The following is a 23,414-nucleotide window of genomic DNA, read 5'->3' as shown; positions in this document are numbered from 1 at the left end:
GCTACGGAGATGATTAACGAACGTTGTACGACTTGCGGATCGGCGCACCGTTGCGCTCGATCTCGATCTCGATGCGGGCTGCGTCCTTCATCTTCGAATAGACCTCCAGCGCCTTCTCCGGGCTGTTGAGGTCAAATCCGTTGATGCGACGGATGACATCGCCATTCTGGACGCCAATCTTGGAATAGATGGAGTCCGGACGGATGGAGAAGAGCTTGAAGCCCACCGCCTGACCGTCCTTGAACGCGGGCACGATGCGCGCCTGCATGGCGACCTGATTGAGGTTGTTGAGCGTCTTGTCGATTTCGGCGCGAGGGACTTCGTACTCGTTCTCGCTGGTGGCGCGGATGCCGCTGCCATCGCTGGGCGGCGCGGTGTTGGCCTGGGCCACCGGCGGCGAGGGCGGCACGAAGGCGCCGTCACCCGGGTTGCCGTCGATGAACTCGCGGCGGCCGCCGTTGATGATGATGACGCGCTCGCGCTCGATGTTCTCCACGGTGGCGCCCTGCAGGGTGTTGCCCACCATGAAGGTCTGCGAACGCTGCGTCACCATGTCCTGGATGGAGGCGAAGGACCAGTCGGGGTTGCTCGCCACCAGCGTGCCGAGCAGCTTCACGCGCAGGCCGCTCTTCACCGGCGCGGCGTTGGGGTCCACCTCCGCCGTCGCGCCGCCGCCGTTGGGCTCCAGCACGTCGGGCTCGGGCTCGGGAAGCTTGATGCCCGTCAGCCGCGACAGGCGCTCCATATCCAGCATCGCCAACGCGGAGTCGTTGCGCCGCGGCTGTGTGGGTGCACGGGTGGACGAGCCCCCGTTGGGCACGGGAGAAATGGCGGACTCGACGAACAGATTCACCGTGCTCGCGGCGAGCAGGCCGACGAGCAGGATGAACAGTAGGTTCACTGTCCAGAAGTACTTTCGAAAGAAGAGTTCCATCACGCTTCCGGGTGAAAGCCGGGCCTACGTTGAGCAAGCCAGGTGCCATCGCGGGCCAGGCGGGCAAGACAGGACCTACGGCCAACCACTTGGAATTATTCCGGAATACCAGGCGCCCCTGACGCGTGCTGGCGCCCCCGAAACCCCGCCAGACAAATTGTCAAACGCGGGCGGGGGCCGGTGTGACGCCCTGTCAGTCGTCGTCCGGGCTGGGGGGCGTGGTGAGGGTGGCGTCCCCGGTGGACTGCTCGCGCTCCAGCTTGCGGTAGATGGTCCGCGCGGCGATGCCCAGCAGCCGGGCGGCCAGCGTCTTGTCGCCGCGGGTGTGACGGAGCGTCTCGTGGATCACCCGGCGCTCGATCTCCTCCATGGGCGTCCCGATGGGGATGACGAGCTGTCCGGCGGAACCCAGCGGGCCCTTGCGCACGGACTCGGGCAGGTCACTGGCCTCCAGCACCTCGCCGCGCGCCAGCACCACCGCGCGCTCCACCGCGTGCTCCAGCTCGCGCACGTTGCCCGGCCACGCGTAGTTCTCCAAGGTGCCGAGCGCCTCCTGTGAGAAGCCGCGCAGCACCTTGCCGTTCTTGGCGGCGAAGCGGCGCAGGAAGGCGTCCGCCAGCAGCGGGATGTCCTCGCGGCGCGAGGCGAGCGCGGGCACGCGAATCTCCACCACGTTGAGGCGGTAGTAGAGGTCCTCGCGGAAGCGGCCCTCGGCGACCTCCTTCTGCAAATCCTTGTTGGTGGCCGCCACCAGGCGCACGTCCACCTTCACCGTCTGCGTGCCACCCAGCCGCTCGATTTCGCCCTCTGCCAGCGCGCGGAGCAGCTTCACCTGCGCGGGCAGCGGCATCTCACCGACTTCGTCGAGGAAGAGCGTGCCGCCATGGGCGCGCTCGAAGCGGCCCTCGCGGCGGGCCACCGCGCCGGTGAAGGCGCCGCGCTCCACGCCGAACAGCTCCGCCTCCAGGATGTTCTCTGGCAGCGCGCCGCAGTTGACGGCGACGAAGGGGCCCCGGACGCGCTGGGAGAACTCATGCACGGAGCGGGCGGCCAGCTCCTTGCCCGTGCCGGACTCACCCAGCAGCAGCACCGTGGCGGTGGAGGGCGCCGCCTGACGGATGGTGTCCAGCATGGCGCGGAAGGCGGGGGACTGGCCCACCATGGAGCGCCCGCCCGCCGCGCTCATCTCCGCCAGCTTCGCCTTGAGCGACTGGTTCTCCGCCACCAGCGCCCGCTTCTCCAGCGCCTTCTGGATGGCCTTCACCAACGCGTGGCGCTTGAGCGGCTTGGTGATGAAGTCGTAGGCGCCATCCTTCATCGCCGCGACGGCCGTCTCCACCGTGCCGTAGGCCGTCATCAACACCACTTCCACGTCCGGCCGGATGGCGCGCGCGGCGCGCAGCAGCTCCTGGCCGTCCATGTTGGGCATCATCAGGTCGGTCACCATGGCGGCGACCTCCGGCCGGCGCAGCAGCTCCAGCGCCTCCGTGCCGTTGGCGGCGGCGAGCGTGGCCATGCCCTCCCGCTGGAAGATGCGGATGACCGAGTCGAGGTTCGCGCGGTCGTCGTCGACGACCAGGACCGTGGGGGATGTCATGTTGGACACATTCGCCTGCAATCCGTGTTCCCTAAGCTGATTCCTCGTCCGACTCCAGCGGGCCGCCGCCCATGCGGCCAATGTCCTCGCGACGCACCTTGTCGACGTTGAACTTGCGAGCGCTGGCCAGCATCCGGTCCACGGTGCCGTCGAAGTCCGGCTTTCCGCCGTCCTTGCGGAAGCGCAGGAAGTTGATGCGCGCGACGACGAAGTTCTTGAGGTACGGGCTCTGGAGGCCGCGCTCCTTGAGGGCATCCACCACGGCCACCACGGCGTCGTCCAGTTCCAACAGCCGCTGGGCCCGGGCCTCGCGCAGGGGCAGGGCGTCCTCCAGCGGCGTGTCGAGGAAGTCCTCCACCACCTTCACGAAGGGGTGGTAGGCGCCCGCGGAGAAGCGGGGGCGCAGCTCGTAGGCGGCGCCCAGGGTGATGAAGGAGGGCTCCTCGAAGAGGTGCGCGAAGGCGGACTCCTTGCCCTGTCGCCCGGCGCCCACCAGACCGCGGTACATGCGGACGACCTCCAGTGAGCGCTCCTTGAGGTTGTGGGCCTTCTCCGTGTTGAGGGCGAGGATTTGATAGGCCACGTCCTCGTCGGGCAGCACCAGGGCGACGATGCTCCTGGCGCCCAGCATCCGGCTGGCGTTGAGGCGGTGGTTGCCGTTGGGCGTCCAGTACCGGCCGTCCTTGCGCACGGCGATGACGGGGTCCAGGAAGCGGTCCAACCGCTCCATGGCGTTGGCCAGCCGCTTCACGTGGGGCTCGGAGAGGTCTCGCTGGTAGGGCGTGGGCTCCACCTTGTCGATGGGCAGCACGGAGAACACCACGGGGTGGCCGCCCAAGGGGTCGCGGTACACGCCGAGCACCTCGCCGCCGTCCTCGCGCACCGCCTCCAGCAGCTCGGTGGGGTACTCCACCGAATCGCTGGCCACCTCCGCGGGGGACAGGCCCCGGGACTTCGGTTCCGCCTTCTTGCGGCGGGGCTTGCGGGGCGTGGCCGTCTTCTTCGCGGCGGGGGACTTGCGTGCGGACTTCGCTGCCATGGGCTGCACCCTCCTCGTGCTGCTTCGGCGTTCTACGAGGAGGCCCTGACACGTCCCCCCGCCGGCGCACGGTAGGGGGACGTGGAAGGGTGGGCTACTCGCCTGAGACGGTGAGCTGCCGGAAGCGGACAGTGGGCGCGCCCACCGCGCCACTGCGGAACTGGAGGTCGCTGCCAATGCCGTCCAGGTCCTTGAGCATCTGCAGCAGGTTGCCCGCCACCGTCACCTCCTGGACCGCGTGGGTCAGCTCGCCCTTGTCGATCCACAGGCCGTTGGCGCCCGCGGACAGCTCGCCCGTCACCGGGTCCGTCCCATGGCCGAGCAGCGCGGTGACGTAGAAGCCGCTGTCCACGTCTCGCAGCAGCGCTTCCGGCGTCTGCGTGCCCGGCTCCAGGTACAGGTTGCTGGTGCCAATGGCGGGCAGGCCGTTGTAGCCGCGCGCCGCGTTGCCCGTGGTGCGCGCCTTCGCCTTGCGCGCGGTGAAGGCGTCATAGAGGAAGGACTTGAGCACGCCCTGTTCGATGATGGGCGTGCGCCGCGTGGGCACGCCCTCGCCGTCGAAGGGCGCGGTGGCCACGCCGCGGGGCATCAGGCCGTCGTCCACCAGCGTGACGTGCGCGCCCGCCAGCCGCTTGCCCAGCAGCGGCGCCAGGAGGCTGGCCTTCTGGTACACGGCGTTGCCGTCCGCCGCGCCCGCCACGTCCGACACGAAGGACGCGGCCACCTGCGGGTCGAAGAGCACCGGCACCTGCTGCGTCTTCACGCGCCGGGCGCCCAGCATCCGCACCGCGCGGCGCGTGGCCTCACGGCCAATGGTCTCCGGCCCGTCCAGGTCGTCGAGGAAGCGCCGGTAGTCCATCCAGTGGCCTGTCTGGAGTCCCTTGCCGTCCGACGCCACGGGCGCCGCATACAGGTACACGTAGGTTCCCGAGTACGCGCCCGTCACGCCCTCGGAGGAGGCCATGTAGACCTCCGACACGTAGTCCCCGGCGCCCACGCCGTTGAAGGCGATGATGCGCGAGTCCTCCGCGCGGGCGGCCTTCTCCACCTCCAGCGCCGTCTTGATCTTCCAGTCCCCGGGGAGCTCCGCGACCTTCGTGTCGAAGAGCAGGCCCGTGTCCCCGAAGCGGCCCAGGTCCTTGCCGGAGGGCAGGCCGTTGAGCTTGCTGGGCGCGGAGAACTCGGCCAGCTTCAGCGCCTGGTCCACGATGTGGTCCACCGCGGAGGGCTCGAAGTCGGACGTGTAGGCGAAGCCCAGCCGGTCCTTGAGCACCACGCGCACGCCCACGCCCTTGCTGGTGGACTGGGTGAGGTCTTCAATCTGGCCCTCGTGCACGCGCACGCTGCTCTGGCGGCCCACCTCCAGGAAGGCCTCCGCCTGCCGGGCACCCTTGCGCTTGGCGCGCTGGACGATTCTCTTCGCGAGCTGTTGGTAGTCCATGGTTGGCGCTCCCTCTCAGGCGACCTTGGTTCCGCCGACGGTGATGTTGTCGATTCGCACGGTGGGCAGGCCCACGCCCACGGGCATGGACTGGCCATTCTTGCCGCACAGGCCCATGCCCGGGTCGGGCATGGGGTCGCAGCCCACGCGCGACACGTTCTTCAGCGCCTCCGGCCCCACGCCGATGAGCGTCGCGTTCTTCACCGGGCGGCCCAGCTTGCCGTCCTCGATTTGGTACGCCTCGCTGACCTCGAAGACGAAGTTGCCGTTGGTGATGTCCACCTGTCCGCCGCCGAAGGTGGCGCAGTACAGGCCGCGCTTCACCTCCTTGAGGATGTCCTCGGGGGCGTGGTCGCCCGGCGCCAGGAAGGTGTTCGTCATGCGCGGCATGGGCAGGTGCTTGAAGGACTCGCGCCGTCCGCTGCCGGTGCTGCGCTGGCCCATGAGCTGCGCGTTGAGGCTGTCGTAGAGGTAGCCCTTCAGCACGCCGTTCTCGATGAGGACCTTGCGCTCGCCGGGGTTGCCCTCGTCGTCGATGTTGATGGAGCCGCGCCCGCTGGACACCGTGCCGTCGTCAATGACGGTGACCAGGTCGGACGCCACCTGCTGCCCCAGTTTCCCGGCGAACAGCGAGGTGCCCTTGCGGATGAAGTCCGCCTCCAGGCCGTGGCCCACCGCCTCGTGCAGGAGGATGCCGCTCCAGCCCGGCGCCAGCACCACCGTCTGCGGACCGGCCACGCAGTCCACCGCGCCCAGCGTGGCCACCGCCTGACGCGCCGCCTCACGGGCCACGTCCTCGGGAGAGAAGGTGTCCCAGTGGGTGAAGGGCACGCGTCCGCCGCCGCCGTACATGCCGGTGCGCTGCACGCCGCCCTTGCCCTGGGCCACCACCGACACGGAGATGCGGCACAGGTCTTGGGTGTCCTCGGTGTAGCGGCCGTGGGTGTTGGCCACCGCGATGCGCCGGGTCTGGTCGACGTAGCCGCCGTTGACCTGCTTCACCCGCGCGTCGAAGGCGCGGGCGGCCTTGTCGGCGCGCATCAGCAGGCCCGTCTTCAGCGACACCTCCACGTCCATCAGCGGCGTGCTGACGTGGTAATGGCTGGGGACCGCGGCGCGACGCACCGGGAAGCTGCGCTCGGCGCCGCCGCCCTGGGCAATCATGGCCGCGGTGGAGGCCGCGCGCAGCAGTGCGGGCTCATCCCAGTCGTCGGAGTAGGCGTAGCCGACTTTTCCGCCCGAGATGACGCGGACGCCCACGCCCTGGACCAGGCCCGTCTGGGCGCTCTTGATGCGGGACTCTTCCAGCCGCACGGCCGTGGTGAGCGTGCGCTCGACGTACACCTCGGCGAAGTCGCCGCCCCGTTCCATGGCCACGGCGAGCAGGCGCTCGACCAGCGGCTGGGGCAGCAGGGCGGCGGACGAGGGCCGCCGGGCCACCGGTGGGGCGAGCTTCAAGGAGGGGGCGCGCTTCGAGGGCGCAGACGCTCGGGGCATATTTCGGAACTCCCGCGGTGAAGACGTTGGGGTATGTGGCAGCCTACATAGGAGGGGGCGCCGCCGGGAGCAACGCTCAAGGGCCCCCGTTCTTTCCCTGATCGGCGGCCTGTCCGCATTCCCACCGTGGAGATGGCGCTCTAAGATGCGCGGCGCTTCGAGACTGGAACCCACCCCATGCCGCCTCGTCCTCCTTCCTCTCCCCGTGCTGGTGCTGGCCGTTCCGGTGGCCGTGCGGGCGAGGACCCAGACTCCATGAAGTCCCCCGCCCGGCGGCGTCCCGCCTCCGAGGACGAGGACTTCGCCGCGCCGTCCGCCGAGGAGGCCTATCCCGAGGACGGGCCTCCCAACCCGGAGCTCTACGGCGAGGAGGAGCCGGGCCGCTCCCTCACGGGGGAGACGCGCGTGGCCTCCATCGATGCCGTGGAGGCGGAGCGGAACGCCCGGGCCGACGAGGACGAGGAGGAGAACTCCGAGGCCACCCGCGCCGGCCCGCCGGTGCAGATGGTGGTCCTGGACGGTCCGGACAAGGGCCGCAAGAAGCGCTTCCAGAGCGTGCGGATGGTGGTGGGCCGCAACAAGGACTGCGACTTCGTGCTGGAGGACCAGTCCGTGTCCCGCCGGCACCTGGAGCTCGTGTACGGCCCGTCCGGCGTGGTGATGCGCGATTTGGGCAGCGTCAGCGGCACCCAGGTCAACGACCAGCGCGTGGACGAGTGCCTGCTGAAGCATGGAGACGAAATCTCCATGGGCAAGACGCGCCTGCGCTTCGTGGATGAAGCGGAGCAGATCAAGGAGCTGCGCGCCCAGGCCGAAGCCCGTGACGTCGAGGAGAAGCGGGCGAAGGAAGAGGCCGCTCGCGAGGCGGAGGAGAAGAAGAAGAACCAGGCCGCGGCGCGTGGCAGCGAGGTGGATCCGAATGATCCCCGCTTCAACGAGGCCACCAACGCCAACTACAAGCTGCCCGACAGCCTCAAGGAGGGCTCCGGGTCCAAGGGCGCGGTGGCCGTGCCCCGGCGCCCCCCGCCCATCCGCAGCACGCCCACCCGGTCGGCCGGAGGCGGGCTGACGGGGAAGCAGAAGGCGCTGATTGGTGGCGGTGGCGCCATGGTGGTGGTGTTGGTGTTGGGCCTCATCCTGATGCCCAAGGGGCCGCCGCCGCCCCCGCCGCCCGACCCGAAAATCGAGCGGGCCAAGGTGCTGATGCAGCAGGCCCGCGAATCCGTGCGCGCGGATGACTACGCCAACGCGGTCCGGCTCGTCGAGGAGGCGGAGAAGCTGCTGCCGGGCATCGACGTGGACAACCTGGCCCGGGGCGCGCGCAAGCAGCAGGAAGTCCTCGCCTCGCTCGACGCGGCGCGGGCGCTCATCGACGAGAAGCAGTTCGACGCGGCGCGCACCCAGTTGACGGGAACGCCTCAGGGAACGGCGAAGACGGATGACATCCGCCGCAAGCTGGAGGCGGAGCTGGAGGAGAAGGACGTCGCCTGGCGCATCCAGCAGGCGGAGGAGTCGTTCGCCACGCGCGACCCGGAGACCATCCGGCCGTTGATTGCCTTGCTGCCGCAGGTGAACCGTCCCGCCTATGAGGTGCGGCTCACGGACCTGGAGGCGGAGCTGGCGAAGGAGGCCCAGGACGCGACGCGCCGCGACAACAACGCGAGGGCGCGCGCGAACGAGGTGGCCAAGGAGAAGCGCAAGGAGTTCATCGCCGAGGCCTTCAACGACGTGGAGCGGCGCTTCAACGGCGGTGACTACCAGCGCGCGGTGCTCGAGTGCGACCGGGTGGTGGACAAGTACAAGTCCGACAAGGACGTGCGGGACAGGGCCCTGGCCCTCAAGCGCCTCATCCCGCAGTTCCGCAAGGTGATGGAGGACGGCCAGAAGAAGCTGGACGCCAACTCGCTGGAGGCCGCGGCCAAGCCGCTGCGCCGCGCGGCGGAGCTGTACCGCCAGATTGGCTTCCGCGGCTCGCTGGGGAACACCATCGATGAACAGCTCGCGTCGTCGTCGCTGGCGGCGGGGCAGAGCGCGCTGAAGAAGGGCGACCTCGGCGCGGCCGGTTCGCACTTCCGCGAAGCGCTGCGGCTCAACCCCGGTGACGGGCGGGCGCGCGAGGGCCTGGAGACCCTGCAGAAGAAGGCCGAGGAACTCTTCCTGCGGGCGTATATCCAGCGGGACAGGGATCCGCAGGCCGCGGCGGAGATGTTCAAGGTCGTCATCGAGACGGCCTCGGAAGGCTCCGACGTGAAGCGCAAGGCGGAGATGTATCTGAGCGAGCTTCAGCCGTGAGTGGCGGCGGGCCGACAACGATTTGCCGGGGAGAGATGGGATGAACGAGTCGTCACTGCGTGAGCTCGGGATGGACCTCATCGAGGAGCGCCAGTTCGAGCGGGCCCTCGCCGTGTTCGCCGAGGCGGTTCGCCGCGTCCCCGCGGACCACCGTTCGCGGATGCTGGCCGCGCGCTGCCTGGCGGAGCTGGGTGAGCGCGAGCGCGCCGTCACCGCCTACCACGCGTGCGCGGAGGGCCTCTTGCGCCGCGACTACCTGCTGTCCGCCATGGCCGCCTGCAAGCTGGCATTGGACGTGGCCCCCAACGAGCGGCGCGTGAATGACACGCTGATTCGCATCCACTCGCGCGCGGTGCGCAACGCGCCGGGCCGCGCCGTGGTGCCTCCTCCGCTGCCGCCCGAGACGCTCTACGACGGCAAGGTGGAGACGGACCTGATGGGGCTGCAGGGCGAGGAGCTGTCCAACCGCGCCATCGAGGTCCTGGCCGCGCCGGATCCGGGCGGCTCGGCGGACCCCAACAGCCGTCCTCCGCTGCCCCTGTTCGCGGAGCTGGACCGGGATGCCTTCGTGGACCTGGTGCGGCGGATGGTGTGGCGCCGCGTGCTGCCGGACGAGGTGGTGAGCCGCGAGGGAGAGACGGCGGAGTCGCTCTACGTGGTGGTGGCGGGCAAGGCGGAGGTGACGCGGCAGCAGGACGGCGAGGCGCGCACGCTGGGCTTCCTGGGCGGCGGGTCCATCTTCGGAGAAATCGCGCTGCTGACGGGCGCGCCGCCCACGGCGACGGTGTCCGCGGTGTCGGACACGGAGGTCTTCGAGATTCGCCGCGAGCACCTCAACGTGGTGGCGAAGGCGCACCCCGCGGTGCCGCAGGTGCTCGCGGACTTCGCGCAGACGCGCATGGCGCGCAACCTGATGGCCACCTCGCCCATGTTCCAGACGATGCCGGAGTCGGAGCGGGGCGCGCTTTTGCGGCGCTTCGCGTTCCGGGCGCTCCAGGCGCGCGAGAAGGTGCTGGTGGAGGGCGAGCACTCGCCGGGGCTGTTCCTGGTGCTGGCCGGTGAGCTGGTGGTGCAGAAGGAGGACCCGGCGGGCGGTGTGGTGACGCTGGGCATGCTGCGCGAGGGCGAGGTGGCGGGTGAAATCTCGCTGCTGACGGGCCTGCGGGCCACGGCCACGGTGCTGGCGGCGCGCAAGACAGCGGCCGCCTTCCTGGAGCGCGCCGCGTTCCAGGAGCTGGTGACGGCCTTCCCGGACATCCGGACGTACCTGGAGCAGTTGTCGGACCGGCGGCTGAAGCAGATTGGCGAGGCGCTGCGGCCCTTGGAAATCATCGACGCGGACGAGCTGGTGCTCGAGCCCGAGGCGGCCTGAGGCGCGCATGGCGACCGTGACGCGCTCGCAAGTGGTGGGCGGGGGCCTGGCGCTCCTGGCCGCCGGCGCGGTGCTGTACTTCTGGCCTCAGCAGGAACTCACCGTGGAGGAGGCCATCCGCCGCCAGGTGGTGGTGATGACGCGCGAGGCGGAGGAGAAGAACGTGGGCGGGGTGATGGAGCACGTCTCCGAACGCTTTCGCTCCAACGGCACGGGCGGCATGACGAAGCGGGAGGTGCGCGGCATCCTCACCGGGCAGGTGCTGCGCGGCCAGTGGGTGCGCATCTTCATGACGAACCTGGAGGTGCGCGAGGTGTCGCCCACCGAGGGTGAGTTCCAGGCGCGCTTCATCTTCGGTCGCTCGCAGGCGGAGAAGCTGGAGGACCTGTCCGCGGACAGCGTCCTGAGCGCGTACCGCATCGAAGGCGCCTTCGAGAAGGAAGAGGACGGCGAGTGGCGCGTGGTTCGCGCCCGGCCGTACTCCATCAGCCCGGCGGACCTACTCTAGGAGCGAGGCCGACTCCGCCTTCCAGGCCTTGGCCATGCTGGCCTGCCCGGCGGACTCGAGGCGCTTGCGGATGTCGTCCACGCGCGCGGCCAGCGCCTCGCGCGGGGTGCCCTGCGCACGGGCGCGCACGAGGCCGAAGAAGTAGTGCTGGCACCCCGCGGCGTGCTCGCCCTGGGCGAAGAGCAGGTCCCCCATGGCGGTGTATGCCTCCGCCATCGCTCCCTCGCCCGTGTCCGGCGCCACGGCGGCCAGCAGCGGCCGGGCCCCTGCGTAGTCCTTGCGCGCCAGCAGCAGCGCGCCCTTCGCGTACTGCGCGCGGGCCAGGTCCACGCCCTTCGCGGCCACGGCCTTGTCGTAGGCGGCCAGCGCGTCCTCCTGGCGGCTCGCGACCTCCAGCACGCCGCCGCGCGCCAGCCAGTAGCGGCTGTCCTTGTCCAACAGGCGGCTCTTCGTGCCGTCGGCGGACGTCACCTGCACCGGACCGAAGGTTTTTTCATAGGCGTCGAGCAGGGCCAGCGCGCCTTCGGTGTCCCCGGAAGCTTGAAGCGCCCGCGCTCCATCCAGATAGAGCAGGGGCGCGTTGCGGCGCCGGGCCACCGCGGCCTCGAAGGCGGCGCGCGTCTGCGCGTCATGTTTCACCGCCAGGGCCCGCGCGCGGGCGAAGAGGGCATAGTGCTCGTCGGCGGAGGCCTTCAGGGCCTCATCCGCGGCCCGGAGCGCTTCGTCCGGGGCGTTGCGCGCCAGGGCCAGCTCCGCCTTCAGCGCACCCGCGCGAGCCCGGAGCACCGGCGTCAGCTCCGCGCCACGCGACTCCACGTTGGCGAGCACCTGCCGCGCCTCCTCCACCTTGCGTCCCTGGTACGTGTGCGCCAGCGCCGCGGACACGCGCGCCAGCAGGTGGTCCGGGTTGACGCTCAAGGCCTTGCTGAATGCCTCCACGGCCTGCGGGTACTGTCCTTCATCGAGCAGCGCTTCCCCATACGCGGTGGTGAAGCGAGGGTCCCTCCAAGACGTCTCCGCGGCGCGGGCGAAGGCCTGCCGGGCACCGGGCAAGTCGCCTCGGGCTTGAAGCGCCAGGGCCCGGGCCAGCGTCAGGCGGGCGTTGTTGGCGCCGCGCGCTTCGAGCCCGGCCAGATAGGTCTCCACCTCGGCGGCCTTGCCCGCGGCCAGCAGGTGCAGGGCGTGCGCGCCGTAGCGCTCGCCGGATTGGGACTCCAGTTGTTCGGCGCGGGAGAGGTGTTCGCGGGCCTTCGCGTCCGCGCCGGGCTGGCGGTGCTCCAGCCACAACACCGTCTGGATGTCGGCGGCCAGGGCCTGCGCGTCGCGGGCATTGGCGTCGAGCTGGAACAAGGCCTCCAGCTCCGTCATGGCCCGCGCGAGGTCGGCGGGATTGCCACGCAGGGCCGCGTTGCGCGCCGCGTGCAGGTGTTGTTCGGACTGCTTCCGGACCGTGCCGCGGTGAACGAAGAAGGCCACCGCGCCCGCGAGCAGCACGGCGACGACACCCACCTGGACCAACGCGCTGGAGAGGCTTTCGCGCCGCTGCCAGTCCTTGCGCCCTTCGGTGCCCATGGACCTGTCCCCCGCGCTGGAGTTCGATGTGCGCCGGCCTCTGCGCCGGGTAGAGAAGCCGGGCTCAGATAGGTACGCTCCCCGGAGCTGTCAACGGCGGGCGGCGCGGTGAACACGGACGACGGAGGTCAGGCGTATGGCGGTACACACGGTGCTACCCCCCAAGGCATTCGAGCGGGTCGCGGACGCATTCGGGTTGGGGGCTGTTCACGAGGTGACGCCCATCCCCCAGGGCTCCATCAACACCAACCACCGCGTGGAGACGCAGTCCGGTCGCTACTTCGTGCGGCACACCACCGTGCGCTCCGCGGAGGATCTGCGCTTCGAGTCCGCGCTGCTCGCGCACCTGGCCGCCTACCACTTCCCCGGGCCCGTGCAGCTCACCACGCGGGACGGCGCGCCCTTCCTGGAGCTGGAGGGGGCCGCGTCAGCGTCTTCCGCTGGCTGCCGGGCGAGGAGCTGCGTCACCCGGCGCTGACCTCGGAGCACCTGGAGCGGCTGGGGGCCGAGCTGGCCAAGCTGCACCGTGACACCCAGTCCTTCGACGGCTCGCGAGCCAACCCCTACGGCCCGGAGACGGTGCGCGGCTGGTTGGAAGAATTGGTGAAGCACCTGGACGCGGAGCTGGCGGCGGTGGCGCGCGAGCTGGAAGGGGACTTGGACCGGGCGCTGTCAGGGCGGCAGGGGCTGGAGCCACGCGGCGTCATCCACGCCGACCTCTTCATGGACAACGTGAAGTGGCTGGGCGACCGCGTGGGCGCCTTCTTCGACTTCGAGATGGCGTGCCGGGAGGACTACGGCCTGGACGTGGCCATCACCCTGAATGCCTGGTGCTTCGACGGCGGGCGCTACCTGCCGGAGCTGTGCGGGGCGTTCATTCGCGGCTACCTGGACGTGCGCCCGCTGTCGGACGTGGAGCGCGCGAACCTCTTCGGCCACGCGCTCTACGGTGCAGTGCGCTTCACGGCGAGCCGCATCCGGGACTACCACCTGTCGCCGCTGCCGGCGGACAAGCTGGTGCGGAAGGATTACCGCACCTACCTCAACCGGGCCCGGGCGCTGAACGCCATGGGGCCCGCTGGGTTCGCCGCGTTGCTGGGGCTGTGAAGGCCCTCAGATGCCGCTGACGATCTTCCAGGTCCCGTCTTCCTTGCGGAGGACCATCTGCTCCAGCTCGGACTCCTTCATGGCGCGCGAGTGGAGCGAGGGCATCCGCCAGGAGGCGTTCCAGTAGTAGATGGCGGCGGCGACGTTGTCGCCCACCTGGATGCGGCGGACGCTCAGCTCGATGCGGGGACCCTGGATGCGGGGGAGGACGCGCTCCAGATAGGCGCCCAGGTTCTTCGCATCCAGGTCGTCGCTGGGGTCGCTCGGCGTTCCACCGTCGTCCTGAAACGAGGGGGAGATGAGCGCCTGGATGCCCTGGGCGTCCCGGGCCTCCAGCGCTGCGCGGTACTGCTCCATGACGCCAAGAATGGCGCGCGTGTCGGAGTTGTCGACGATGTCCGTGCCGGGGATGCGCTTCGGGGCGCACGCGGCCAGCAGGGACAGGACGCTGAAGGCGAGGAAGCGTTTGAGCATGGCGGGGCCTTATTGGGACAACCGAGCGGAAGTCAACCCATTCCCAGGCCCCGCCCAGGGCGGGCGAACGGCTAACCCGGCCGGATGACCTCGGCGATGAACCGGTTGAGCACCGGGACTTCGTTGTCGAGAATCTTCAGGCCCTCGGCCTGGATGATCTTCTCGGCGATGAGGCCCAGCGGCTTGAGCAGGAAGGGGAGCTTGAGGGCAATCTCGCCCTCCATCACCCGCTCCGTCTGGCCGCCGCCCACGTCGCGGAAGCGCATGGTGCCGGTGTTCACCAGCATCTTGGAGATCTTGTTCGAGGTGGGGACGTTCTCGAACTTCAGCTCCTTGCTGCGCTTGTCATAGGTGGACGTCTCGATGAACGCGAACCACTCGGGCGGCACCGTCTTGGGGCCAATCTTCTCGATGACGGGCTTGGGGCGGTAGCGCACCTTGCGCCGCACGACGTCACCCTCCGGCTTCACCTCCTGGGGCTGCAGCTCCAGGAGCACGCCGTGGTGCTTGAGCAGGAACTCGAAATACCGCGCATCGAGGAGCGCGCGCTCCACCTCGTCCACCGTCCCCTGAATCCGATGCCGCGACTCGAATCGCATCCTCGTCCTCCTTGCCAGGCTGGCACGTCACCGCTGTCTGGTTGCCTGCCTAGCGGAAAGCGTGGCTAGCGGAAAGCCTGTCGTGGCACCAGGAGTCCCCGGAAGGTCTTCTCCTCGAAATCACAGCGCGCCCGCCACTCGTCGGTGGCGGCGCGGAAGGCGGCGCCAAAGTCCGGGAGTGCACCGACCTCATGGCGCACCGCCCCGCAGTCACCCGAAAGGTAGGCGGACTCCACGCGCAGGCGCAGGGCCTCGCGCCGGAGCGCGTCGGGCAAGCCCTCCGCGGCCAGGGCCTGTTGCAGATAGCCGGTGGCCAGGGTGGGGGAGCCGACCTGCTGCAACCGCCGACCCAAGAGGTAGTTGAGATACGGGTCGGAAGGGACCGCTGTCAGCGCCCGGGCGAGCAGCAACAGCCGCACCTCGTCCTGGGAGGCTCGGAAGTACGCGTCGATGGGCGCCTGTCGCGCGTTGGACTCCATGGCCGCGAGCTTCACCTGCGCGGTGCGCGTCAGCTCCGGGCCCGCGTCCTTCGCCAGCACGGTGTCGAGGAAGCCCCGCGCCTCGCCGGGCTGCTCGCGGCGCAGCGCGACGTCCGCGCGCGCCATGGCGACCTCGGCTTCCAGGACGGCCTGGCCCTTCACGCGCTCCGTCACGGCGGCGAGCACCGCGTCCGCGTCCGCGTAGCGCTCCAACTGGGACAGGGCGGCGGCTTCGCCCAGGCGGAAGCCGTACTCGTCGGGCTGAAGCTCGGCGGCGCGGCGGTAGCGCTCCAGCGCGTCCTCGGGGTCGCTCGCCAGGGCCTGCCGCGCGGATTCGGACAGCCGCGCGACCTCGCGAGCACAAGCGCGGGTGAAGAGGCTGCCGGTGCGGAAGCGGGCGAAGGCGCGCGCGACGGCGGCGTCGTCCAGGGGCAGCGCGTCCACGTGGTTCTCCCACTCCGTGACGAGCTCTCCCAAGGGCCGCTCATAGGCGGCCTCGAAGTCCGCGTGGGCGTACAGCGCTCGGAGCCGGGCGGCGCCGTAGGTGTCCGCGAGGTAGAGCAGGAACGAGCCCGCCACCGTGTACGCGCGCGCTGGCGCGGACTGGTAGAAGCCCTCCGGGCCCATCAGCTTGCGCATGTCGGGGGCCAGCTTCTGCCGGCGCATGCCCGCCGCCCACTGGTGGAGGGTGAGGTCGCCTTGCACGGGGCCATCCGCGGCGACGGCGAAGCCCTCGATGACGCCCATCAACGGCCAGAGTCCCAGTCGCGTGGTGACGCGGAAGGGACCGCTGCCCGCGGGCGCCGCCATGACGTGCGCCAGCTCATGGTGGAGCACGGAGTGGGGGAAGGGCCGGTCCTGGATGTGGAACTCGAGGCGCCAGGGCTTGGCGAACTGCGTGCGTCCGGCGCCCACGAGCCGCTGCTTCTCGTGTTCGTCACGGTACAGCCACACGTGGATGCGCTCGGTGGGGGCCACGCCCAGGAACTGCTGCGTCTGGGCCCACCGGAACTCCAAGTCCCGAGCGAAGCGGTCCACCTCCTCGCGTGGCTTGCCCCGCCAGTAGTGGAAGACGAAGTGCTCCGTCTCCCGGAGGCCCCCGAGCTCCTGCGTGAGCCACGCCTCCGTCATCCGCAGGCCCAGCGCGGGGCCGCGCACCTCCATGAACCCGATGGCCACCAGGGGGAGCACCAGGGCGGCCAGGACCCCCCGGCGCGGGTGGGCGCGGCGCAGGCGGCCGGTGCCCACGTCGAGCAGGGCGACGGCGAGCCCGGCCAGCACGGTGGTCCACAGCAGCGTCTCCAGACGGAACCACCCGAGCGCGGGGGAGATTTTCAGGGCCTCGTCGTACAGGGGACCCGGCAGGTGGCCCAGGAAGTGGTTGAAGGCGAACACCTGGGGTCCGGCGACGATGGGCCAGACGGTGGGGACGGCGGAGAGGAGGACGAGGAGTGCGTAGTGCCCCACGGCGCGGCGCGGGCGCTCGGCGGAGAAGCCGCACAGCACACCCGCCGAGGCGGCCATCGCGGCCGAGGGCAGGGTGAGCATGGGATAGAAGCCCACCAGTGCGAACGGGTCGCACGCGGTGCGCAGCCAGGCGAACAGGGTGGCCACCAGGAAGGGCGGCGCCGGCACGGCCACGTTGAGCAGCAGGGCGGCGCCCAGGGCATGGCCCACCGCGTTGCCGGGCGTCGACGGGCGGACCGCCTGGGCGGGTGTGGGGGCGGAACCCAGCAGGATGCGCCGCTCCTGGGCGGCGGCGGCGATGCCAATGCCCCCCCCGAGCAGGCCCACGGCGATGGACAGGGCCAGGCTCAGCTCGAAGCCGGGCACCCCGAAGAGGGGGAGCAGGACGAGCGCCGAGCCCCCGCCCGCGAGCAGGAGCACGGTGGCCAGGACGGCGGGGCGGCGCAACAGGGAGGAGGCGCGGGTGAGGACTTGCCGCATGGCCTCTCCTATACTCCCGGCCAGCATGTCCGAACAGAAGACAGGTCCAGAGCACCGCCAGAACGGGCGAGCGCCCATCGAGCTGAAGGTCGACTACAAGAAGCTCAACTCGTTCTTCGCGGACTACACGAAGAACATCAGCAAGGGTGGCACGTTCATCAAGACCAAGAAGCCGCTGCCCATCGGCACGCGCTTCCTGTTCAAGCTGACCGTGCCGCACCGGGAGGCCCCCTTCGAGCTGCTGGGCGAGGTCGTCTGGTCCAAGGCGGACGCGGACGAGCCCGGCATGGGCATTCGCTTCATCTACAGCAGCGAGGCGCAGCGGGTGGAGTTCGAGACCGTCGTGGAGGGGCTGATGTCCGACAGCCTCGGCGGCGAGCTGACGGAGAAGCTGCTCAACAAGCCGCTGCACTCGCACTCATGACACGCGGCGTCCGGTGGATGGTGATGGCCCTGCCGTTGTGGGTGTCGGCCTGCCAGCAGGAGGCGCAGGGCAGCGCGCCGCGTGCTCCGCCGAAGGCCGCGCCCGCGCCAGCCCGTCCGCCGGTCACGGATGTCACCGCCGAGGGCTACGTCATGCCGCCGCTTCCCAAGGGCCACGTGCGGCTGGAGGACGCCTTTGGCGGTGTCCATCGCGTGGAGGTGGAGATCGCCGCGACGGCGGCCTCTCGCGCCCGGGGCATGATGTGGCGCACGTCGCTGGACGCGGGCAAGGGCATGCTCTTCCTCTTCCCGCATGAAGAGGTCCAGGGCTTCTGGATGCGCAACACGCTCATCTCGCTGGACATGATCTTCATCACGGCGGACCTGCGCGTCGCGGGCATCGTGTCGCGCGCGGTGCCCCGGACGTTCGAATCTCGCTCCGTGGGCGTCCCCAGTCAGTACGTGCTGGAGGTGCCCGGTGGCTGGACGGAGAAGGTGGGCATCCGCAAGGGCAGCGCGGTCCGCTTCGACGGTGTGTCGGGCCTCGCCATCGAGCCTTGAGGGCCGGAATGCCACCCGACGCCCCTCGTGAATGGCACGACGATGACGGCGACGTACTGGACGCGGTGATGCGGCGGGCCATGTCCGGCGCGCCAGAGTGCTTGCCCGCGGTTTGCCCCCTCTGTGACAGCTTGTCACTCCACGCCTATATCCATGCCCGCGAGGGATGGCGTGCGGGAGGCTCGTGGGTGTGGTGTGGCGCGTGTCGCGCGTTCTCACATGCGAGGAGTCTGACCCCAGTCGGGTGGGTCAACCTCGATGCCGTGGACGAGGCGGCCCTGACGGCCGTACCGGGTGTGCTCGATGCCATGGCGTCACGCATCGACGCTCACTGGAATGCGTTCCGGGCCGTTCTCTTGCAAGGCTGAGCGAGGTTGCCGACTCCACCTTGCGTGGGAGGGACCTTTGATCGACGCATCGAAGATGCGGAGCGCGCTCTCCGCCATCAACGCCGTGCTCGTGGGGGCGAGATACATGGCCTACCAGGGCCGAGCTCACTCGGACATCGCCTGGGTCCTGGACGTGGCTGAATACCTTCCGGTGCTCATGCTGGAGTCCACCGACCGGACTCAACACTTTCGAGACCAGTTGGTGGCGCTCTCCGAAAAATATCCGGAGTTCGGGGATGCGGTGTTTCGCTTTGACTCACCCGCGTGAAACAGCACGCGGCCCCGGAGACGACCGGGGCCGCGCGTCAGGTGTGCTTCGTGGGCTGGGGTATCCGCCCACGGGACGTGCAAGGACGTGGTGGCGTCAAGCCATCACGGTTCCTGGCAGCTCTGGCCCGGAGGACACGGCCACGGATTGGGGTTGGGGTCGGGAGTCCAGCCGCAGTAGGGCGCGATGTACCCGTCGCAGTTGTTGTCGATGTGATCCAGGCAGGACTCGGGCATCCCAGGATTGATGCTGGCGTTGGAGTCGTGGCAGTCGCTGCCATTGGCGACGTAACCGGCGGGTTGATTGCACGCATATTGCCAGTGGCCACCGTGGCCATAGCCGTCGCCGTCCTGGTCGAGGTACCAGACGGTGGGCTGGCCGATGCTGGGGTTGGAGTCGTTGCAGTCGCTGGCATTCGTCACGTAGCCAGCGGGCTGAAAGCAGGACTGGATGGGGGCCTGACCGTTGCCCCAACCGTCGCCATCCGCGTCCCGGTAGAAGGTGGAGCCGATGTACTCGTCCACCATTCCGTTGCAGTTGTTGTCGAGGCCATCGCAGACCTCGGTCCGGTAGGGATGGACCTGGGCGTTGTTGTCGTTGCAGTCACCGAAGTCCTGGACGTAGCCCGCGGGGCGCGAGCACGCCCACATGGAGTTCGACGGGTTGCCGAAGCCATCTCCATCCGCGTCCCGGAAGTACTGCTGGACCCCGCCGACACCGGCGTTGTTGTCGTTGCAGTCGTCCGCGTTGGCCACGTAGCCGGCAGGTTGGCCACAGGCGAGCACATAGACATTGCCGTTTCCGAGACCGTCGCTGTCCGCGTCGCGGTACCAGTAGGTGCCGACGCCCTCATCCACCTGGCCATTGCAGTTGTTGTCGATGTTGTCGCAGACCTCGGCGCGGCCGGGGTAGACCTGCGCGTTGTTGTCGTTGCAGTCGTTCGCGTTGGACACGTATCCCGTGGGACGAGCACAGGCGATGACGGAGACGCTGGCGTTCCCGTAGCCGTCGCCGTCCGCGTCGCGGTACCAACGTGAGCCGACGCCCTCGTCGACCTGTCCGTTGCAGTTGTTGTCGATGTTGTCGCAGACCTCGGCGCGATTGGGGTGAATCTGCGCGTTGCTGTCGTTGCAGTCGTTCGCGTTGGACACGTATCCCGTGGGACGAGCACACGCGATGACGGAGACACCGGGGTTCCCGAAGCCGTCGCCATCCGCGTCGCGATACCAGCGGGTGCCGGCGCCTTCGTCGATCTGCCCGTCGCAGTTGTTGTCGACGTTGTCGCAGAGTTCGGCGTGGCCGGGGTGGACATTCGGGCTCTGGTCATTGCAGTCCGTCGCGTCGGCGACGTAGCCGGTCGGCTGCGTCGGGGAGCGGATGGCGTTGCTCGGGTCGCCGTAGCCGTCGCCGTCCGCGTCGCGATACCAGAAGCTACCGCAGCCGTTCTCGTCGACGTCCCCATTGCAGTTGTTGTCGATGCCGTCGCAGACCTCCTCGGCGTCGGGATGAACGTCACCTTGGGTGTCGTCGCAGTCGCCCTCAATTTCCGAGTAGCCCGCTGGGACCTCCGTGAGACACGAGTACATGGGCTGGCTGGAGTCGCCGAAGCCGTCGTCATCCGCGTCCGGGAAGTAGCGCCGGAGTGGGAGGCCGGGCTGCGCATGAACGCTGGAGGCGGGCGTCAGGCTGCCCGTGCCAAGCTGGCCTTGGCTGTTATCGCCCCACGACCACACGACCGGACAGTTGGCATATTCGTACTGCTCGTGACGGACGGCCAGACCATGCCGCGCGCCGCCAGCGACCTGCCTTGTTGCGTCAACGGCCATTGTGTACGGGGGCCCCGTGAGTGTGCGCAGGGCATACTCCGGCGTTTGCCGAAGCGCCTGCGTGCCGTTGCCGAGCTGGCCGAATGCATTGGCGCCCCAGCTACGCACGTTGCCTGTGGGATATCCCATGATGAACAGGGAGAAGTCATCGCCCGCGGCGAGTCCTCCACCCGCGGCCTCACTGCCATTGACGAGAAAGGGCGTCCGGACCACTTGCCTGGGGAGTGGCGGTGTTGTTGCGATGTAGTCGCGGCCCACCTGTCCCGACGTGTTCAGGCCCCACGTCCACACGATTCTGTTCATTTCATCGTCGTAGAGAAGCGAGTGCGACTCGCCCGCTGCAACGGCCTTCGCACGCGGGATGTTGCGCACCAGCGTTGGCACCAGGACGGGCGTCGAACTCTCCGTGCCGGTTCCGATCTGCGCGGCGTCATTGCGTCCCCAAGCCCAGACGCAGCCCGTGCGCGTTAGCGCCAGGACGTGATGGCCACCCGCCGCGATATCCGCGATGCGGTAGAGGTCCAAGGGGTCCACAGGCGTGCAGTTGCCCTGTGCAGTTGCCTGTGGGAGTTGCACCTTGACCGGCGTGTGATGCGCCAGCGTGTCCGCCGCGTGCTGCCCCAACTCTCCATCAATATTCTGTCCCCAGGCCCAGACGTCACCGTTCGCATCAACAGCCAGCGAGTAGTCCGCGCGGGCCGCGATGGAGACAGCGGGCGCCGGTAGCGTCACCTGGACCGGCGTCAGGACCGGCCCACCCGTGAGCGCACTGCCAGCCTGTCCCCGGTTGTTTCGCCCCCAGGCCCAGACATGGCCCAGCGCGTCGATTGCCAGCGAGTGCCCAGCACCCGCTGCGACCGCGGTCATGGGGCCCGGAAGGGCAACGGGGTGGGGTGAGGCCTCGGGCGTGGCGCTGACGGCTCCGCGTCCAAGCTGTCCATCCGAGTTCCGGCCCCATGCCCAGACCTCGCCATCACTGCGCAGGGCAACGGAGTGATACGCGCCCGCGGCGACCCGCGTCACCTCGAGTGGGCCGGCAAGCCGTGATTGACGAACCTGTGTATTCGGGGGCGTGTCACCGTCGGGCTGAACCTCTCCACAGCCCACGGCGAGACACGCCAACATCCACCAACTTCGACGAAGTGCGGCCGCGCGCAGCGGCGCTGTCTGGCGATTCAAGCGAACCACTCCTGATACACCCCGGCCTTCCTCCTGGCTCCAGGGCGTGGATTGAGCGTGACTGACTGAGATGGGATGGAGGCGCCCGCCCTCTTCGCCAGTGCAACTGGATGGCGCGAGTGGCTGGTGGCTTCTTCTTATAAAACAAGACGAAACGCAATGAGGGGTTTCACGGAGAGCGCAAGCGGATGTCTGTCTCTGCCGGGGTGAAACAGACAGTGTTGTGTTTGACCCGCGTGGAGCGGCGCGAACCCACCACGTCTCCAGTGATGAAGACACGACGTCTCACCGCGCAAGTCCTTTACGGCTGGGGTGCAACCCCGCAATCTCTGTCAAAGCTGAAACAACGTGTAGTTCAACCCAGGAGGCGGACATGCAGGTGCGGCGAGTCATGGGACGTGCGGTGCTGCTGGCGGGGCTGCTCGCGGGCTGCGGCGGCGTGGAGCAGGCGGATGCGGAGTTGCCGCTCGACACGCAGGAGGAGGCGCTGGCCTCGTGCAGGATTGAGTTCTGGTACGAGTTCTACCGGGACAGCGGCCACACCCAGCTCGTCGGGCAGTCGGGCTGCACCTGTAGCGGTGGCCGGGTGCAGTGGGGCAACAAGTCGGACTACCAGGTCGTGAGCATCGCGCCGCGGCCCTGTCCTTGATTACGCCGGCGGCCGGCGCTCCAGCAGCTCCGCGACGCGGCGGATGAGCTGTTGCATCGTGACGGTGCCCAGGAAGCGCTTCTGGGCATCGGTTACCGCCACGGGGTCATAGAGGGCCTCTGGCGTGCGCTCCATGGCGAGCCGCGCCAGCGTGGTGATGGCCATCCGGTCCTCGACGACCAGCGGAGCCGCATGCGTGGCGCCCTTGGCAGCGGAGTACCGCCGCAATACCAGCGCCTCCAGCCGCTCTCCCTGAATCACGGCGACGTGGTCCACGTCGGCCTTCTGCTGGAAGAACCGCTCCAGCTCCTCGGCCGCCACCTGTCGCTCCACGCAGACGCGGCGGATGACCATGCTGCCCACCGTCTCGTCGTCCTCGTCCTCGCGGAAGTCGAGCGCGCGCATGGCTTCATGGCGCCGCGCCTCGAACTCGACGCTGGGGAGCACCGGGGCGGGCGCGGGCCGGGCCACGAGGTAGCCCTGCACATGGCGGATGCCCAGTCGGAGCAGCACGGCCAGCTCGTCCCAGGTCTCCACGCCCTCGGCGATGAGCGTGGCATTCACGCTGGCGGCGAAGGCCACCAGCGACTTCACCAGGTGCTGCTGGTAGCTGTGCCGGTGGATGTCCCGCACCAGCGCCTGGTCCAGCTTGATGAACTGCGGCGCGCTGTGGACCAGCGTCACCAACCCGGAGTGCCCCGCGCCGAAGTCGTCCAGCGCGATGCCGAAGCCCAACGCCGAGCACTGCTTCGTCAGCCGCTGGAGCAGGGCGTTGTCCTCGAACGCCGCCTTCTCCGTGATTTCGAGCACCAGGTTCTTCGGGTTCAGCCCATAGCGAGCCAGCAGCTCCTCGGTGGAGCCATCACCGAAGCGCGGGTCGCTCAGCACGTCGGGGCTGACGTTGAAGAAGAAGGGCGCACGGCGCTGCGACTCGGGCAGCGTGGAGATGCAGCGCAGCGCGGAGGTCCAGCACGCGCGCTCCAGTTCCCACGTGTAGCCTTCCAGGCGAGCTTGCGTGAAGAGCACGTGTGGCTCGCGGAACTCGCCCGGTCCACGCGACAGCACTTCATGCCCGATGACCTCGCCACGCAGCAGGTCCACGATGGGCTGGAAGACCGAGGTGACGCTTGGCTCGTCACCGTTCCACAGCCATGCGGGAGCTGGAGCAGACGAGAGGGGCAGGCTCATGTGTGGAAATTGTAGCCCAATGCTTCCCAGGCTCCATGCCCTCCCCCAAAGAAGCTGCCGAGCGCCTGTGTCA

At 69.2% G+C, this 23,414-nt stretch carries 18 protein-coding genes and 1 pseudogene; 8 read left to right on the top strand and 11 right to left on the bottom strand.

Annotated features, from left to right (window positions below; translation table 11 throughout):
* Positions 1 to 13 precede the first annotated feature (13 nt).
* The 5 genes from gspC to A176_RS21850 form a co-directional block, all read right to left on the bottom strand.
* On the bottom strand, positions 14 to 934 hold the full coding sequence (gene gspC, locus A176_RS21870) for a type II secretion system protein GspC (RefSeq protein ID WP_002639012.1): 921 nt from the start codon (positions 932 to 934) through the stop codon (positions 14 to 16).
* 193 nt (positions 935 to 1,127) lie between these two features.
* On the bottom strand, positions 1,128 to 2,531 hold the full coding sequence (locus tag A176_RS21865; RefSeq protein WP_044890120.1) for a sigma-54-dependent transcriptional regulator: 1,404 nt from the start codon (positions 2,529 to 2,531) through the stop codon (positions 1,128 to 1,130).
* A 31-nt stretch (positions 2,532 to 2,562) separates the two neighbouring features.
* Complete coding sequence (locus A176_RS21860; RefSeq protein WP_002639014.1) at positions 2,563 to 3,570, bottom strand: ParB/RepB/Spo0J family partition protein; 1,008 nt, start codon at positions 3,568 to 3,570, stop codon at positions 2,563 to 2,565.
* 94 nt (positions 3,571 to 3,664) lie between these two features.
* Positions 3,665 to 5,011 (bottom strand): TldD/PmbA family protein, encoded by a 1,347-nt coding sequence (locus A176_RS21855; protein WP_002639015.1) that lies wholly within the window; start codon positions 5,009 to 5,011, stop codon positions 3,665 to 3,667.
* 15 nt (positions 5,012 to 5,026) lie between these two features.
* Positions 5,027 to 6,508, bottom strand: coding sequence for a TldD/PmbA family protein (locus tag A176_RS21850; protein ID WP_044890040.1), 1,482 nt, complete (start codon positions 6,506 to 6,508; stop codon positions 5,027 to 5,029).
* Positions 6,509 to 6,685: 177 nt separating this feature from the next.
* Between A176_RS21850 and A176_RS21845 the strand changes: the two genes are divergently transcribed.
* From A176_RS21845 to A176_RS21835, 3 genes are read left to right on the top strand one after another with little or no spacing between them, the layout of a single operon-like run.
* On the top strand, positions 6,686 to 8,800 hold the full coding sequence (locus A176_RS21845; RefSeq protein ID WP_002639017.1) for an FHA domain-containing protein: 2,115 nt from the start codon (positions 6,686 to 6,688) through the stop codon (positions 8,798 to 8,800).
* A 40-nt stretch (positions 8,801 to 8,840) separates the two neighbouring features.
* A complete protein-coding gene (locus tag A176_RS21840) occupies positions 8,841 to 10,172 on the top strand; it encodes a cyclic nucleotide-binding domain-containing protein (protein WP_002639018.1) in 1,332 nt (443 codons plus the stop codon).
* A gap of 7 nt (positions 10,173 to 10,179) precedes the next feature.
* Positions 10,180 to 10,680, top strand: a complete 501-nt coding sequence (locus A176_RS21835; protein WP_002639019.1) for a hypothetical protein — start codon at positions 10,180 to 10,182, stop codon at positions 10,678 to 10,680.
* On the opposite strand, the gene A176_RS21830 is transcribed toward A176_RS21835, so the two are convergent.
* On the bottom strand, positions 10,672 to 12,252 hold the full coding sequence (locus tag A176_RS21830) for a tetratricopeptide repeat protein (RefSeq protein ID WP_002639020.1): 1,581 nt from the start codon (positions 12,250 to 12,252) through the stop codon (positions 10,672 to 10,674). The genes A176_RS21835 and A176_RS21830 overlap by 9 nt on opposite strands.
* 136 nt (positions 12,253 to 12,388) lie before the next feature.
* On the opposite strand from A176_RS21830, the pseudogene A176_RS21825 reads away from it, so the two are divergent.
* Positions 12,389 to 13,359: pseudogene (locus tag A176_RS21825) on the top strand (homoserine kinase).
* 6 nt (positions 13,360 to 13,365) lie between these two features.
* Here the strand turns inward: A176_RS21825 and A176_RS21820 are convergent.
* The 3 genes from A176_RS21820 to A176_RS21810 all read right to left on the bottom strand — a co-directional run bounded on the left by A176_RS21820 (position 13,366) and on the right by A176_RS21810 (position 16,858).
* Positions 13,366 to 13,833 (bottom strand): nuclear transport factor 2 family protein, encoded by a 468-nt coding sequence (locus tag A176_RS21820; protein ID WP_002639022.1) that lies wholly within the window; start codon positions 13,831 to 13,833, stop codon positions 13,366 to 13,368.
* A gap of 71 nt (positions 13,834 to 13,904) precedes the next feature.
* Positions 13,905 to 14,432 carry a hypothetical protein gene (locus A176_RS21815; RefSeq protein WP_002639023.1) on the bottom strand — a complete coding sequence of 176 codons (528 nt, stop codon included), beginning with the start codon at positions 14,430 to 14,432 and terminating at the stop codon, positions 13,905 to 13,907.
* Between the two features lie 65 nt (positions 14,433 to 14,497).
* Positions 14,498 to 16,858 (bottom strand): hypothetical protein, encoded by a 2,361-nt coding sequence (locus tag A176_RS21810; protein WP_002639024.1) that lies wholly within the window; start codon positions 16,856 to 16,858, stop codon positions 14,498 to 14,500.
* A 25-nt stretch (positions 16,859 to 16,883) separates the two neighbouring features.
* Here A176_RS21810 and plpQ point away from each other — a divergent pair, with 25 nt between their 5' ends.
* The 3 genes from plpQ (at position 16,884) to A176_RS21790 (ending at position 18,499) form a co-directional block, all read left to right on the top strand.
* A complete protein-coding gene (gene plpQ / locus A176_RS21805) occupies positions 16,884 to 17,282 on the top strand; it encodes a motility regulator PlpA (protein ID WP_002639025.1) in 399 nt (132 codons plus the stop codon).
* Positions 17,283 to 17,299: 17 nt separating this feature from the next.
* Positions 17,300 to 17,842: a DUF192 domain-containing protein gene (locus tag A176_RS21800; protein ID WP_044890121.1), complete on the top strand. Its 543-nt coding sequence runs from the start codon at positions 17,300 to 17,302 to the stop codon at positions 17,840 to 17,842.
* Between the two features lie 405 nt (positions 17,843 to 18,247).
* On the top strand, positions 18,248 to 18,499 hold the full coding sequence (locus A176_RS21790) for a hypothetical protein (RefSeq protein ID WP_002639027.1): 252 nt from the start codon (positions 18,248 to 18,250) through the stop codon (positions 18,497 to 18,499).
* A gap of 104 nt (positions 18,500 to 18,603) precedes the next feature.
* On the opposite strand, the gene A176_RS21785 is transcribed toward A176_RS21790, so the two are convergent.
* Entirely contained in the window at positions 18,604 to 21,504 is a 2,901-nt protein-coding gene (locus tag A176_RS21785; RefSeq protein ID WP_002639028.1) for an RCC1 domain-containing protein, read from the bottom strand.
* 373 nt (positions 21,505 to 21,877) lie between these two features.
* Between A176_RS21785 and A176_RS21780 the strand changes: the two genes are divergently transcribed.
* Positions 21,878 to 22,153, top strand: coding sequence for a DUF6289 family protein (locus A176_RS21780; protein ID WP_002639029.1), 276 nt, complete (start codon positions 21,878 to 21,880; stop codon positions 22,151 to 22,153).
* Here the strand turns inward: A176_RS21780 and A176_RS21775 are convergent, their stop codons facing one another.
* Positions 22,154 to 23,341, bottom strand: coding sequence for an EAL domain-containing protein (locus A176_RS21775; RefSeq protein WP_002639030.1), 1,188 nt, complete (start codon positions 23,339 to 23,341; stop codon positions 22,154 to 22,156). It lies immediately after the preceding gene.
* Between the last annotated feature and the right edge of the window lie 73 nt (positions 23,342 to 23,414).

It is taken from the genome of Myxococcus hansupus (assembly GCF_000280925.3).
Lineage (GTDB): Bacteria > Myxococcota > Myxococcia > Myxococcales > Myxococcaceae > Myxococcus > Myxococcus hansupus.
This window is presented reverse-complemented; position numbering and strand designations above follow the sequence as displayed.